Here is a 13,405-nt window from a genome sequence, read left to right on the forward strand (position 1 = left end):
GGGAAAGTGAGATTGAGCGATAGATACGTGGTATTAAAAATTTTTGCCGGTGATTAAGCTCTCGGCAGAGAAGCGCGTACGCTGGCGAGAGATGGCGGAAAGCAGCCGTTATTTTGGGTTAGTACGAATAGCCATGGGACAACCACACATACAGACGACCGCCGCAGCGACCCGAGCGAACAAGACGGCGGGTGCTACCCTACACTGACAGCGCCCTTTCGACACCGGTTTACCCGTCGACAGTAGAGGATGCGATGACCATGCGCGTGACGTTTCTCGGGACGAGTGGGGCCGTGCCGACGACCCAGCGCAACACGAGCAGCATCTTCGTCAACCGCGACGGCGACTACCTCCTCTTCGACTGCGGCGAGGGCACACAGCGACAGATGATGCGCTTTGGGACCGGCTTCGCTATCGACCACCTGTTCGTCACGCATCTCCACGGCGACCACGTCCTCGGGATTCCGGGCCTGCTCCAGACGTGGGACTTCAACGAACGCGACCGCGCCATCGCCGTCCACACGCCGGCGGGCACGCGCGGGAACATCAAACAGCTCATTCAGGCCAACGGGACGACACCGTCGTTTCCCGTCCGCATCAACGAGGTGTCGGCTGGAGACGTCGTCCTCGACCGGCCGGAGTACGAGATTCGAGCCATCGAGACGGCTCATCGCTGTGCCAGCGTCGGCTACGTCCTCGACGAGGACGACCGGAAGGGGAAGTTCGACCGGGAGAAAGCCGAAGAAGAGTTCGGCATCCCGCCGGGGCCGAAATACTCCAAGCTCCACCGCGGTGAGGCCATCGAACACGAGGGCGAGACCATCCAGCCGGAGGCCGTCGTCGGGCCGCCCCGTCCCGGTCGGCGGTTGGTCTACACCGGCGACACGCTGCCGACCGAGAGCGTCATCGAAGCGAGCGAGGGCGCTGACCTGCTGGTCCACGACGCCACCTTCGCCGAGGACCGGAAAGAGCGGGCGAAGGCGACAGCCCACTCTACTGCCCGGGAGGCCGCCGACGTAGCGCGACAGGCCGGCGCGTCGACACTGGCACTGACGCACATCTCGACGCGTTACGCCGCGAGCGCCGACAAGCTAGTTGACGAAGCTCGGGACGCGTTCGACGGCGAGGTCGTGCTCGCCGAAGACGGGATGGAGCGCCGCGTCGAGTTCCCGGACGCGGGCGAATCCTGATGAGATAGTGCAGCATTTATTCGTTGAAGCAGTAGCGGAGCCATGACATACCGATTAGTCCACGTCGGTCTGGGGGGCCAAGGGTCCACCTGGGCGACGGACGCGATCCCACCGAACGTTCGCGACGACCGGATCGAGGTCGTCGCCGCGGTCGACACCGACCCCGAGCGGCACGAACTGGCCGAGCGGGAACTCGGCCTGTCGCCCGAAGAGTGTTACGCCGACCTCGAAACCGCGCTCTCTGAGCGGCCGGCCGACATCTGTTCTATCGTGACGCCGCCGTCGACACACGAGGCCGTCGTGGAGACGGCACTCGCCCACGACCTGCATATCATTTCGGAGAAGCCGATTGCCGACACGCTGGAGGCGTCGGTCCGCGTCGCCGAAAAAGTCGACGAGGCCGGCAAAAAAATGGGCGTTACGATGAGCCACCGGTTCGACCGGGACAAGGCGACGTTCCAGCGGGCCGTCGAGGACGCCGGCCCCGTCGATTATCTGACGGCGCGGTACACGGGGAACGTCCGCGAACGAGACTTCTACGCCGACTACGTCTACGAAATGGAGAACATGCTGTTGCTCGACGGCGCAATCCACCACCTCGACATCCTCGCGTCGCTGGCCGATTCGCCCTGTGAGCGGGTGTATGCCGAAACGTGGACGCCCGAGGAAGCCGACTACGACGGTGACTGCACCGGCTTCGTGACGCTGCATTTCGCCGACGGAACCCGCGCCCAGTACGAGGGCAGCTACGCCAACGCGACCACGCTGAACGGCTGGGGACACGAACAGTTCCGCGCCGAGTGTGCGGACCAGACCGTCGTCCTCGACCGCCGCGACGTCGAGCGGTTCCACGCCGAGGACTACCACACCGGGAACTTCGAGAGCATCGGCAAGGGCGACGGCGAGTCGGTGCCACTCGCCGAGCGCCCCCACTGGAAGAACGCCTGGCTCATCGAGCAGTTCTGTGACTGGATCGACGGCGGCGAGCCGATGCCGACGAACGTCGACAGCGTCCTCCAGTCGATGGCCATCGTCTTCGCCGCCATCGAGAGCAGCGAGACCGGCGAGGCCGTCGACGTGCAAGCGCTGCTTGAAGACGCCCGCGCGAACGCCTGAGCCGCTCGGTCGCTCTTATCCCGATTCGCCGCGGAACACGTCGTCCCGTTGTTCGTACTCCATCTCCTCACAGACAGCGGCGGCCACGTCCGCGCCCCACTCGCGTTCGACGAGGTGGACGGCGAGATCCAGACCGGACGTGACGCCGCCACAGGTCAGCACGTCGCCGTCGTCGACAACCCGGGCATCGACCATGGTCGCGTCCGTCGCTCGCAGGTCCTCTAGTGCACCGCCGTGTGTCACCGCCGGCCGACCGTCGAGCAGGCCGGCGCGGGCAAGCACCATCCCGCCGGTACAGACGCCGGCGACGGTCGCGCCGCGGTCGTGGGCTGCCGCCACAGCCTCGGGTAGGTCTCCGCGCTCGGTCTCCATCCAGACGCCAGCATCGCTTCGGTCGTTCCACCCGCCGCCAGCAACGACAAGCAGGTCCGGGGTCACGTCGGCGAGCGGGCCGTCCGGTTCGACCCGGAGTCCGTGGCTCGCGGTGACGGTCCCGCTCTCCCGGACTGAACGGAGGGTCACGTCCCACGACGCGCCAAAGCGCGCCGCGTTCTCGAACACCTCGTAGGGGCCGATTGCGTCCAGTTCGTCGAACCCGTCGAAACAGGCGATTGCGACAGCTTCCATGCCCACAAGATGGGTGACAGCGAGAAATAGCCGGTGGCTTCAGGTGATTTGGTATCATACAGCAGGCAGCCGGAGTGTTCTTTGGGGACGCCACCGAGCGAACAGGTATGTCCCACCCGTTTCACATCGTCGACGTGTTCGCCCGGGAGCGATACACCGGGAACCAGTTGGCCGTCGTGACCGACGCCGGCGACCTGCACGAGGACGAGATGCAGGCCATCGCCGCCGAGATAGACTACTCGGAGACGACGTTCGTCACCGGGGAGCCAAGCGACGGCGCGTGGCCGGTCCGTATCTTCACGCCCGCAGCCGAGATACCCTTCGCCGGCCATCCAACCCTCGGAACGGTACAGGTCATCCGAGACCAGATCGCTGACGGAACCCCCGAAACGGTGACGCTGGACCTGCCCGTCGGTGAAGTCCCGGTCGACATCGGGGAGCGCGACGGCCGCGAGACGCTGTGGATGACACAGCCGACCCCCGAGTTCGGTGAGCAGTTAGCCCACGAAGACCTCGCTGCCGTCCTCGGCCTGTCGGCTGACCGACTGGACCACGATTGGCCGGTGGAAATCGTCTCGACGGGGCTGGCGACAATTGTCGTCCCGGTGGCCGACCGCGACGCGCTGGAAGCCATCGATGTGGATCGGGACGCCTACGACGCCGTGACCGGCGACCGCGACGCGAAGAACGTCCTAGCAGTCTGTCGAGCGCCGCGGAGCGAGGCCAACGACCTCGCAGTCCGCGTGTTCGCGCCGTTCTACGACGTGCCCGAGGACCCCGCGACCGGCTCCTCGAACGGCTGCCTGGCCGCGTATCTCGCCCGCCACGAGATGCTCGGGAGCCCTGCCGTCGAGGCCCGTGTCGAGCAGGGCTACGAGATGGGGCGACCGTCGCTGTTGCATCTCTCGACTGACGGCAGCGGCGAGGATATCAACGTCCGGGTCGGCGGCAGCGTCGTTCCCGTTGCTCGCGGTGACCTGCTGTAACTGGCCGCGCCACCGGCGGTACCGCCACACTCATTTCGACCCGTCCACAACGCCGCGGCATGGATCTCGCACACACCGCTATCTGCGTCTCGGACCTCGACCGTGCGATAGAGTTCTACGACACGCTGGGCTTCGAGGAAACGAACCGCTTCACGTTAGACGGCGTCGAGAACGTCTACCTCGGCCGGGGCGGCGACGGTGACCTGCAATTGCGTTACGACCCGGACCGGACCACCCCGATTGCCCCAAACCGCGCCGACGTGGACCACATCGCGTTCACCGTCGACGACGTCGAGGGGACCTACGAGACGGCCATCGACGCCGGCGCTGCGCCGGTCCTCGAACCGACGGAAGTCGACGCCGCTGATGCCTTCGCCGCGTTCGTCGAAGACCCCGAGGGGTACACGCTCGAGTTCTACCGCTGGCTCTGAACGGCAGCGACAAACGGCCAGCGCTCACCCGAGCAGGGAGCGAGCGCGACTGCGCCACAGCGTTGCCGTCCGAGCAGCGACGAGTCTGGCCGGTGAGGACACGGCGACGAGGAAGCCGCCGAAGCCGGCGAGACACGTCACGGCGGCCACGCTGGCGACGACAATCGGAGAGAGACCAGCGCGCGTGAGGCCAGCGACTGCACCGGTCGTGAGTGCGAACGAGACGCCGAGGCCGACGGTGAGGGCTGTTGCTACCCCGGGTTCGAGCGGAATCCGTCCGAAGACAGACCGGGAGTAGTAGAGGACGTACCCGAAGATGACCAGATTCATCACTCCGTACCCGGCGGCCCCGGCGACAGCTCCGAACTCCGCACCGAATATCGCCGGGACTGGAACGCTGAACGCCAGTCCGTAGAGCTTTGTCCGAAAGCTCACGCTCGGTTTCCCGACCCCTTCTATGGCATGTGACGTGAGCGTCCAGAAGCCACGGAGGATGTTCACGCCGCCGACGAGCAGGACCGTCGCCGAGAAGACACCCTCCGAGCCGGTGAAGGCGATCCGTGCGACCACGTCGTGTGCGGCCAGCAGGTAGCCGAACACGACGAACGTGACGCCCGTTCCGCCGGTGACCGCACCGTCGAGGTAGGCGAGACGCGTGTCGCCGACAGAGGAGTCCCCGCTGACCTTCGTGAGTAGCGGAGAGGAGAGATGCCAGGAAATCGTCGCGCCGAAGTCGGCGAACCGATCGGCCGCCTCGTAGATACCGACGGCCGCTGGGGTCGCGACGATGCCCAGTACGTACACCGGCATGTTGTACGACAGGCGGTCGAAAATCTGGTCCGGAATGCTCCACTTGGCGAAGTCCCAGGCACGCTCGATGGCGTGTCGGTCGGGCAGCGTCGGGACGACACCCAGCGCGACGGCGACCGGACCGAGCACCGCCAGCCGGACGCCGGCAACAACAAGTAGCAGGTCGACGGCGGTCGTCAGTGTCGGAGCCAGCGCCAGCAGGACGACGAGTTGGATGGCGCTCTGCGTGCTGGTGAGCCACGTCTCCACGCTCGGGTAGCCGATGGCACCAACCAGGCTCGACACAATCATCGACACCGCGACCGAAAGCGCGTAGAGGCCGATTGGGACGAGCAGTCCCGGCGAAACCACCGTGTTGCGGACGATTACACCGGCCAGCGCAGCCACGATCACACCGACGATGAGAAGATACCCGAGGGCGAACAGCGCCGCCAGACCGAGATACGGACCGACGAGTTCACCCCGTTCGCTGCCGACCTTCTTCAGCGCCTGGCTGATGCCCCGAATCGGACGCAGGACCAGCGAGACAGAGAGGGCGATGAAAAAATAGGTCCCGGTCGCCGCAGGTGACGTGACGAACGCGTAGACGATGCCACTGAGAACGAACAGCGTCGTTGACACCAGCGCTCCGCTGGTCGTCCGAATCGAGGAGTCCAGCAAGTCGATCTCGTCACCGTCGCGCTGTTCGACCATCGACCGAGTATCAGTACTGGCGGCGGGAAAACGGTGCGGTGGTTACACTACGCTGTTAGAAGCGGTCGCTCCTCACTCGCAGTCAGTCATAAAAATACTCGCTCACGGTTCACTGTGCGCACCGTTCGCGTTTTCCGAGGTTCGCACACCGTTCGAACCTCGCTACGCCAGGACTGGGATTTGAACCCAGAATCCCAGATGGGAACACGCTTTCCAGGCGTGCGCCTTACCAGATTCGGCCATCCTGGCACGCACTTCGAGAGTGCGAGGGCGGGCGATTAAGGGCTTTCGTTTCCGACCAGCCGTGGCTGCAGACGGTAAGAGGCGAGCGTCGCACCGATGCCGACGGCGACGGCGACACCGGCTTTGGCCGGTATTGACACCGGAATCCCGGCCAGCAGTTCGTACCCCTGGACGAGAACCAGAAACGCGAGGCCCCCGACGACGCCCCACAGGAGGCTGGCCTTCGTTCGCGGGTCCATCAACGCCCTCCGCTCCGTGCTGTTGTCTCGGCAGGGACTGTCTGTGCGAGCCGTCGCATACACGAAGCGGGGGCCGCCGCGGCTAAAACCCCGCCGAAATCGGCGCAGGCCAGTGACAGATACAAGTATCGAGAGGACGCCGTCGGGACGGGCGCGACGCAGGCGCGTCGAGTCAGACCAGCACGTCGACCTCGTACCCCTCGTCGGTGAGCGCGTCGATGAGTTCGTCGACGTGGTCGTGGCCGCGGGTCTCAAGGTCCAGTTCGACCTCGGCCGAACTCATCGCCACGTCGCGACTGGTCCGGTCGTGCTCGATGCCGTAGATGTTGACTTGCTCGCGTGACAGGACCTCGACGAGTTCTTCCAGCGCGCCGGGTTGGTCCTGGAGGACGGTCCGAATCTTGAGATAGCGGCCGGTCTCGACGAGGCCGCGCATGATGACGTTGGTCAGCATATTCAGGTCGATGTTCCCGCCACACAGCGCGGGGACGATTGTCTCGTCGTCCTCGAAATCGAACTTCTCCTCCATGACGGCGGCCAGCGCCACGGCACCCGCGCCCTCAGCAAGCGTTTTCGAACGCTCTAACAGCGTCGTCAGCGCGACAGCGATTTCCGAGTCCGACACCGTCACGACCTCGTCGACCCGCTCACTGATGACCGCAAACGTCTGCTCGCCGACGGTACGAGTGGCGATACCGTCGGCGATGGTCTCGACACTGTCACGCTCGATGCGATAGCCCTTCTCCAGTGACTCCGCGACGCTTGACGCCCCCTCGGCCTGAACGCCGATAACGCGAATATCTTCGTCTTTGCCCTTCAGCGCTGTGGCGATACCGCTGATGAGTCCGCCGCCGCCGATTGGCACGACGACCGTATCAACGCCGGGGAGGTCCTCGTAGATTTCCAGTCCGATGGTCCCCTGCCCCGCCATCACTTTCTCGTCGTCGAAGGCGTGGACGTAGGTCCGGCCCTCCTCTCGCTCAAGGTCGTGGGCGTGTTCGGCGGCCGCGTCGTAGTCCCGACCGTGAAGGACCACGTTGCCACCGTAGCTTCGGGTCGCCTTCACTTTCGAAACCGGGGCCCGTTCCGGCATCACGATTTTCGAATCAACGCCGATTCGCGTGGCGGCCAGTGCGACCCCCTGGGCGTGGTTACCGGCGCTCGCTGTGACGACGCCAGCTGCCCGCTCGGCGTCCGAGAGCGACGCGATGCGGTTGGTCGCGCCCCGTATCTTAAACGACCCCGTACGCTGGAACAGCTCGAGTTTGAGATGGATATCCGCGCCCGTCATCGCGGAAAAGGTGTGCGAGTAATCCAGCGGTGTGTGTCTGGCTGTCTCAGAAACAGTGTCCTGTGCTGCGAGGACATCCTCAAATGAGAGCATGGGAGTGGCTATTCACCGGACCATGTTATACTGTCGGCCGACCATGCAGTATCGGCGGTTGGGACAGCCGGGACTGCTCGGGTAGTGTCCTGAAACGGAAAGGGGGAGCGTGTGACTGCATATAGGAGAACGAACGCGATTAACTTAAATCCGGTCGTAGCGCGGTGAAAGTGAAAGTGCAGGACTGCGAGCGGGTAGAGCCGCTCACCCTGCCGCGCATCCCGTCAAGTAGATCTGGCTAGCCGGACAGAACTGTTTTACACTCGGTATCCCAGAAAGTAGTAGATGGATACCTGGCTGCGACGGACGCTGGTGTATATCGTCGCGCTCGGCGGCATCATTCTGGGGTATGCGTTCGCATACGACTACGGAATGGCGGCGTTCGAAAACGACCCGCAACCGTTTCTGCGGTCGCTTCGCGTCGTGGTCGAAACGTTCACCACGACCGGATACGGCTCGGACGCGCCGTGGAGCACCACAGAGATGCGGCTACTCGTTATTGTGATGGATATCACCGGCGTCGTGCTCATCTTTCTCGCGCTGCCAGTGTTGCTGTTTCCGCTGTTCGAAGAGGCGATGGAGACGACAGCCCCGAACACGGTCGAGAACGGCCTCAGCGACCACGTCGTTATCTGTCAGTTCTCTCCCCGCGGTGAGACGCTCGTCACCGAACTCGACACCTGGGACGTTGACTACGTCATCGTCGAACCGGACCGGGACCGGGCCAACGACCTCTATGAGGACGGGTATTACGTCATCCACGCCGACCCGCAGTCCGTCGACGGGCTTGAGCGGGCCCACCTATCGTCCGCCCGTGCGCTTGTCGCCGACGCATCCGACCAGGTGAACACCAGTATCATCCTCACCGCTCGCGAAGTCGATGAGTCCGTCCAGACCGTCAGCGTCGTCAAGGAGCCCGACCGCGCGAAGTATCACGACCTCGCCGGTGCCGACGCCGTTCTCTCACCGCGAGGCCTACTCGGCGAGAGCCTCGCAAGCAAGGTGACGACCGGCATTTCGACGACGCTCGGGGACTCCATCGAGATCGGCGAGGACTTCGATATCGCGGAACTCCCGATCCACCGGGGGAGCGACCTCGTCGGAACGACGCTGGCCGACAGCGGCATCCGCGAGGAGACCGGCGTCAACGTCATCGGCGCGTGGTTCCGCGGCCAGTTCGTGAGTCCGCCCGACCCCGAATCTGAACTCGACGGTAGTACGGTTCTACTGGTGTCAGGGACCGAGTCACAGCTGGAGCAACTCAAGCAGATGACCCTCTCCAGCGTGCGTGGCTTCCGCCGCGGGGAGACGGTGATCATCGGTGCCGGCGAGGTCGGTCAGACCATCACGTCGGCGCTTACCAACGCCGGGGTGCCACATACGGTGCTCGATCAGGCCGACGCGCCGGGCGTCGATGTCGTCGGGGACGCCACAGAACCCGAGGAGCTTCGGCACGCTGGCGTCGGCACAGCCAGAACGGTTATCCTCGCCCTGTCGTCGGATACCGATACCGAGTTCGCGACGCTTGTCATCCGTGATCTCAATCCGGACGTCGAAATCATCGCCCGTGCCGAGGAAAGTGAGAACGTCCAGAAGATGTACCGTGCGGGCGCTGACTACGTCCTCGCACTGTCGACGGTCAGCGGCCGGATGCTCGCATCTACGATTCTCGAAGACGAAGACGTCATCTCGATGGACCAGCAAGTCGAGGTCATCCGCGTCGCCGCCAACAGCCTTGGGAATACGACACTCGGCGAGGCCGATGTCCGCTCGCGGACGGGCTGTACGGTCGTCGCCATCGAGCGCAACGGCACCGTTGTCACCGACCTCGGTCCTGATGTGACTATCGAACCGAGCGATAAGCTCGTCATCGCCGGCACCGACGACGGCGTGACGCGGTTCAAATCGGTGTTTGGCTAACCACCTTTTTCGGGCTCGGGTGCGCTTCACGCACCGCTCGGCGCAAAAACGTGGTCTTGCTGAGCGGAGCAAAGCAAGGCTCGAAAGACGAGCCTCGCGAGTCTTTCGGTGGCGAAAAAGGCCGAACGCTCGCTATGCTCGCGTTCGGTGAACCGCTCACTTCGTTCGCGGACAGTCGCTACGCGTCCGTTACCGCAGAGTTCGATATTGGAGAGACTCGACAGGAGATGCATCTTGGGCCGATTCCGAGAACCGGCGGCGTCGCCGCCGGATGCTGGCCGCCCTGCCCGTCCCCGGTTCGCGCGATGAAACGCGCTCACGGCCGTCAGTAACCCACTCTTCAGACGAAAAGTAGCGGTACGGGCCTATCGCTCGTCCAGCGGCACAAACGTGGTCTCGTCGGGGTTCTTGCCGACGTAGCGGGCGCGCGGGCGAATCAGGCGGTTGTCCTCGATGTACTCGAAGACGTGGGCGACCCAGCCACCGACGCGGGACATCGCGAAGATGGGGGTGTAGATGTCGATGGGGATGCCCATCTGGTAGTACGTCGACGCCGAGTAGAAGTCGACGTTCGGGGCCAGACCTTTCTCTTCCATGAGGTAGTCTTCGATGGTGGTCGACATCTCGTACCACTTGAGCGTGCCGGCGGCCTCGCCGAGTTCCTTCGAGCGCTCGCCGAGAATCTTTGCCCGCGGGTCCTTGACGTTGTAGACGCGGTGGCCGAAGCCGGAGACGCGGCGGCCCTCGTCAAGGGCGTTTTTGACCCAGTCGAGCGGATCGGATTCGGCGTCGTCGACCTCTTTGAGCATCTCCATAACGTCCTGGTTGGCGCCGCCGTGGAGCGGTCCTTTCAGCGTTCCAATGGCGGAGGTGACCGCGCTGTGAACGTCCGACAGCGTCGACGCCGTCGTGATGGCCGAGAACGTCGAGGCGTTGAGACCGTGGTCGGCGTGGAGCACGAGCGCCTGGTCGAACACGTCAGCGAGCACGTCGTCGGGCTCCTCGCCGTTGAGCATGTAGAGGAAATTCGCCGCGTGGTCGAGGTCGTCACGAGGGTCGACAGGCTCCTTGCCGTCGCGGATGCGGGTAAATGCCGCGATGATGGTCGGGATTTTGGCGGTGATCCGCCGTCCGGTTTCGAGGTTGACCGTCTCGTCGGTCGGTTCGGCGTCCTCGGGCGCGGGGTCGTACGCCGAGAGCATCGACACCGCAGTCCGGAGCGCTGCCATCGGGTCCTCGTCCGCCTCGGCGAGCTGTCGGACGGTCGAGATGACGTCGTCGTCCACGTCGCGTGCGTCCACCATCGCACGCTTGAACTCGGAGAGTTCGTCCCGGTTGGGCAGGTGGCCATGCCAGAGCAGGTACAGCACCTCTTCGTAGCTGGCACCCTTGGCGAGGTCCTCGATGGTGTACCCCCGATACACGAGTTTGCCAGCGTCGCCGTCGATAACGCTGAGTTCGGACTCGGCGACGATGACACCCTCGAGTCCCTTCTTGAGGTCGTCGGACATACGCAATCAGTTCCTTACCTTCCGGGAAAAACATTTTCTTTCTGAGCGTGTGTGGCACAATGTCAGGATCGCGAGACTGGACGTTCGTTCAGTTGTTAGTCGCCGTCACCGCCGTTTCAGTAGGCTCAGCCCTGTGATGGTGACTGGTCAGCCTGTGGTCCCACCGCCGTCGAGCAGCCGCTACCGGTCCGACCGCGTTTCCGAGACTGCCCTCACGAGGTCGTTCACGGGGAAGCTGTCGTCATAATCGAAGGACGCAAAAACCCCCTCGTATCGTTTCGATGGGAAGAAAAACACGATAATGTCCTCGAAAAACAACGTCTGTGCGTTGAATCGCCCCTCGCCGATGAGCGACTTGAAATCGTCGCCGGTGACGGTGTGTGCCATGATGAGTTTGTACGCTTTGTCGAGATCTCTATCGGAGTACCTGCCCGCCACGTCGTCGCGGATGTACTCGATTTCGAAGGTGGTGCTGTGGAGGTCAGCGACAACACGGGGCGTAGACTCTCCGAAATCGTGGATAGTGTCGGCTATTTCGGACATGCCGAAACAAATTTCGCTGGACTGAAAAGTAGCGTGAATCGACCCGAGCCGTACATAGTCGCCGCCCGCGCCGGCACGTCGGGGGCCGTCGAGAAATCACGCTACCGTTCCACACAGTGAGGAACGCTTTTGCTCGGGGCCGTCGAACCGGCGGCTATGGACCCGACAGGGACGGTCGAGTACGAACCGGTCAGCGTCAAGCAGGTGCTGGCCGAGATGAAAGACACCGCTGAGCTGCTCATCGACCTCTCGTACTCGGCCGTCCTGCTGGGGAGCGACGACGTGGCCGCAGAGGTGCTTGAACTGGAGGAGAAGATGGACGTGCTCCAGTTGCGCGCACGCATGAGCCTCCTGATGGCCTGCCGGTCGACAGCGGACGCGGAATCGCTCGCCCCAGTTCTGGGGATGGTCGGGGCCGCAGAGAAAATAAGCGACGCCGCCGGCGACATCGCCAAGGTCGTACTGGAGGACATCGGCCTCCCGGACACGATGCGGGCGGCGCTGCCCGAGGCGGTCGAGACGCTCGTGCGGGCGACAATCGGCTCGGCCTCCCCGCTAGCCGGCGAGACGCTCGGGGGTCTGAACCTCGAAACCGAGACCGGCGTCCGCGCGCTGGCGATTCGCCGGCAGGGGAACTGGCTGCTCAATCCCAACCGGGAGACGCGCCTCGAAGCGGGCGACGTGGTGCTGTTTCGCGGCCCCGAGACCGGCGTCGCCGAAGTCTACCGGGACGCCACCGGGGACGCGTACGAGCCGCCGGAGCCGCCCGAAGGTGGCGTCCGCGACCTCGAACGCGCCGTCGACTCCATCGTGTTGATGAAAGACATGGGCGAACTGGCGGTCGACCTGGCCTACGGCGCGGTGCTGTTCGACAGCACGGAGGTCGCCGAGGAGGTCGTCGAGCTCGAAGCCGAGGTCGACGCGCTCCAGTCCCGGTTCGAGGCCTGGACGCTCCGGGCCGCCGCCGACATCGACGACCCCGTGTCGCTGCGGGGCCTCGTCCACCTAGCCCGGTCGACGGAGGTCATCTCAGACGCCGCACTGGAGATGAGCGAGGGCGTCCTGCGGGGGCTGTCGACCCACCCGGTCGTCGCCGAGGCCGTCCAGGAGTCCGACGAGGTTATCATTCGGACCACGGTGTACCCCGACAGCGACCTCGCCGGGCGGACCATCGGCGACGCGGAAGTCAAGACGGCGACCGGCATGCGCATCATCGCTGTCCGGCGGGCGGCCGGCGAGAGCGAACGCACCGGCCGGAAAGGCGGCGACTGGGTTATCTCGCCGGGACCGGAAACGGAGATTCGAACCGGCGACGTACTCATCGCGAAAGGAACTCGAACCGGGGGCGACCGGCTTACGGACCTGACCGGGGGAGAGTAGCTCGTTACTGCCTGGCGAGCCGAACAGCCGAGACCGCCGTGAACAGCGCTGTCAGCAGCCCGCCCAGCGACGTCGCGAGGACGAACGCCAGCGCCACGTAGAATCCGATCGGTCGCTGGGCCCCTGGCAGGACGAACAGAGCGAACAGCCCCGCGGTAAACAGGCCAGCGAGCACGAATCCGATTTTCGCGTTGCGTGGCACGTTCAGCGCCGCGACCATTGCCGCTTTGCCGCTCTGTGGCTCGGACTGGGACACACCGGCCAGTAGGGTCGGCGTCCCCAAGATGCCGTCGATCCGGCGCAACTGTTGGCGAAATCCGAACCAGTAAAGG

Annotated in this window: 13 protein-coding genes and 1 tRNA gene; 6 read left to right on the forward strand and 8 right to left on the reverse strand. The window is 64.4% G+C overall.

Annotation, left to right across the window (positions count from 1 at the left end):
- Positions 1 to 254 precede the first annotated feature (254 nt).
- Positions 255 to 1,190, forward strand: coding sequence for a ribonuclease Z (gene rnz, locus DVK00_RS05555; protein WP_101351226.1), 936 nt, complete (start codon positions 255 to 257; stop codon positions 1,188 to 1,190).
- Between the two features lie 42 nt (positions 1,191 to 1,232).
- Positions 1,233 to 2,306, forward strand: coding sequence for a Gfo/Idh/MocA family protein (locus tag DVK00_RS05560; RefSeq protein WP_101351227.1), 1,074 nt, complete (start codon positions 1,233 to 1,235; stop codon positions 2,304 to 2,306).
- Positions 2,307 to 2,321: 15 nt separating this feature from the next.
- On the opposite strand, the gene DVK00_RS05565 is transcribed toward DVK00_RS05560, so the two are convergent.
- Entirely contained in the window at positions 2,322 to 2,933 is a 612-nt protein-coding gene (locus DVK00_RS05565; protein ID WP_121577395.1) for a DJ-1/PfpI family protein, read from the reverse strand.
- Between the two features lie 107 nt (positions 2,934 to 3,040).
- Between DVK00_RS05565 and DVK00_RS05570 the strand changes: the two genes are divergently transcribed.
- Together DVK00_RS05570 and DVK00_RS05575 are read left to right on the forward strand one after the other, a co-directional pair.
- Entirely contained in the window at positions 3,041 to 3,919 is an 879-nt protein-coding gene (locus DVK00_RS05570) for a PhzF family phenazine biosynthesis protein (protein WP_101351229.1), read from the forward strand.
- 59 nt (positions 3,920 to 3,978) lie between these two features.
- Entirely contained in the window at positions 3,979 to 4,350 is a 372-nt protein-coding gene (locus DVK00_RS05575; protein ID WP_101351230.1) for a VOC family protein, read from the forward strand.
- A gap of 24 nt (positions 4,351 to 4,374) precedes the next feature.
- Here the strand turns inward: DVK00_RS05575 and DVK00_RS05580 are convergent, their stop codons facing one another.
- The 4 genes from DVK00_RS05580 to ilvA form a co-directional block, all read right to left on the reverse strand.
- Positions 4,375 to 5,853: a transporter gene (locus DVK00_RS05580; RefSeq protein ID WP_101351231.1), complete on the reverse strand. Its 1,479-nt coding sequence runs from the start codon at positions 5,851 to 5,853 to the stop codon at positions 4,375 to 4,377.
- A gap of 165 nt (positions 5,854 to 6,018) precedes the next feature.
- Positions 6,019 to 6,102: transfer RNA gene (locus DVK00_RS05585), tRNA-Ser, on the reverse strand.
- A gap of 29 nt (positions 6,103 to 6,131) precedes the next feature.
- Complete coding sequence (locus DVK00_RS05590) at positions 6,132 to 6,335, reverse strand: hypothetical protein (protein ID WP_101351232.1); 204 nt, start codon at positions 6,333 to 6,335, stop codon at positions 6,132 to 6,134.
- A 172-nt stretch (positions 6,336 to 6,507) separates the two neighbouring features.
- Positions 6,508 to 7,719, reverse strand: coding sequence for a threonine ammonia-lyase (ilvA, locus tag DVK00_RS05595; protein ID WP_101351233.1), 1,212 nt, complete (start codon positions 7,717 to 7,719; stop codon positions 6,508 to 6,510).
- A 285-nt stretch (positions 7,720 to 8,004) separates the two neighbouring features.
- Between ilvA and DVK00_RS05600 the strand changes: the two genes are divergently transcribed.
- Positions 8,005 to 9,639 carry a TrkA family potassium uptake protein gene (locus tag DVK00_RS05600; protein ID WP_101351234.1) on the forward strand — a complete coding sequence of 545 codons (1,635 nt, stop codon included), beginning with the start codon at positions 8,005 to 8,007 and terminating at the stop codon, positions 9,637 to 9,639.
- Between the two features lie 365 nt (positions 9,640 to 10,004).
- Here DVK00_RS05600 and citZ read toward each other — a convergent pair whose 3' ends face one another.
- Positions 10,005 to 11,150, reverse strand: a complete 1,146-nt coding sequence (gene citZ / locus DVK00_RS05610) for a citrate synthase (RefSeq protein ID WP_101351235.1) — start codon at positions 11,148 to 11,150, stop codon at positions 10,005 to 10,007.
- Positions 11,151 to 11,330: 180 nt separating this feature from the next.
- On the reverse strand, positions 11,331 to 11,693 hold the full coding sequence (locus DVK00_RS05615; protein ID WP_101351236.1) for a hypothetical protein: 363 nt from the start codon (positions 11,691 to 11,693) through the stop codon (positions 11,331 to 11,333).
- Positions 11,694 to 11,849: 156 nt separating this feature from the next.
- Here DVK00_RS05615 and DVK00_RS05620 point away from each other — a divergent pair, with 156 nt between their 5' ends.
- Positions 11,850 to 13,073: a potassium channel family protein gene (locus DVK00_RS05620; RefSeq protein WP_121577397.1), complete on the forward strand. Its 1,224-nt coding sequence runs from the start codon at positions 11,850 to 11,852 to the stop codon at positions 13,071 to 13,073.
- Between the two features lie 4 nt (positions 13,074 to 13,077).
- Here DVK00_RS05620 and DVK00_RS05625 read toward each other — a convergent pair whose 3' ends face one another.
- Entirely contained in the window at positions 13,078 to 13,293 is a 216-nt protein-coding gene (locus tag DVK00_RS05625; RefSeq protein ID WP_004959447.1) for a hypothetical protein, read from the reverse strand.
- Between the last annotated feature and the right edge of the window lie 112 nt (positions 13,294 to 13,405).

It is taken from the genome of Haloarcula sp. Atlit-47R (assembly GCF_003665985.1).
Classification (GTDB): Archaea; Halobacteriota; Halobacteria; order Halobacteriales; family Haloarculaceae; genus Haloarcula; species Haloarcula taiwanensis.

What these genes read in the sequence shown, in the direction of transcription:
- rnz (WP_101351226.1), top strand. Translation starts at nt 255, where the DNA reads ATGACCATGCGCGTGACGTTTCTCGGGACGAGTGGGGCCGTGCCGACG.
- DVK00_RS05560 (WP_101351227.1), top strand. Translation starts at nt 1,233, where the DNA reads ATGACATACCGATTAGTCCACGTCGGTCTGGGGGGCCAAGGGTCCACC.
- DVK00_RS05565 (WP_121577395.1), bottom strand. Translation starts at nt 2,933, where the DNA reads ATGGAAGCTGTCGCAATCGCCTGTTTCGACGGGTTCGACGAACTGGAC.
- DVK00_RS05570 (WP_101351229.1), top strand. Translation starts at nt 3,041, where the DNA reads ATGTCCCACCCGTTTCACATCGTCGACGTGTTCGCCCGGGAGCGATAC.
- DVK00_RS05575 (WP_101351230.1), top strand. Translation starts at nt 3,979, where the DNA reads ATGGATCTCGCACACACCGCTATCTGCGTCTCGGACCTCGACCGTGCG.
- DVK00_RS05580 (WP_101351231.1), bottom strand. Translation starts at nt 5,853, where the DNA reads ATGGTCGAACAGCGCGACGGTGACGAGATCGACTTGCTGGACTCCTCG.
- DVK00_RS05590 (WP_101351232.1), bottom strand. Translation starts at nt 6,335, where the DNA reads ATGGACCCGCGAACGAAGGCCAGCCTCCTGTGGGGCGTCGTCGGGGGC.
- ilvA (WP_101351233.1), bottom strand. Translation starts at nt 7,719, where the DNA reads ATGCTCTCATTTGAGGATGTCCTCGCAGCACAGGACACTGTTTCTGAG.
- DVK00_RS05600 (WP_101351234.1), top strand. Translation starts at nt 8,005, where the DNA reads ATGGATACCTGGCTGCGACGGACGCTGGTGTATATCGTCGCGCTCGGC.
- citZ (WP_101351235.1), bottom strand. Translation starts at nt 11,150, where the DNA reads ATGTCCGACGACCTCAAGAAGGGACTCGAGGGTGTCATCGTCGCCGAG.
- DVK00_RS05615 (WP_101351236.1), bottom strand. Translation starts at nt 11,693, where the DNA reads ATGTCCGAAATAGCCGACACTATCCACGATTTCGGAGAGTCTACGCCC.
- DVK00_RS05620 (WP_121577397.1), top strand. Translation starts at nt 11,850, where the DNA reads ATGGACCCGACAGGGACGGTCGAGTACGAACCGGTCAGCGTCAAGCAG.
- DVK00_RS05625 (WP_004959447.1), bottom strand. Translation starts at nt 13,293, where the DNA reads ATGGTCGCGGCGCTGAACGTGCCACGCAACGCGAAAATCGGATTCGTG.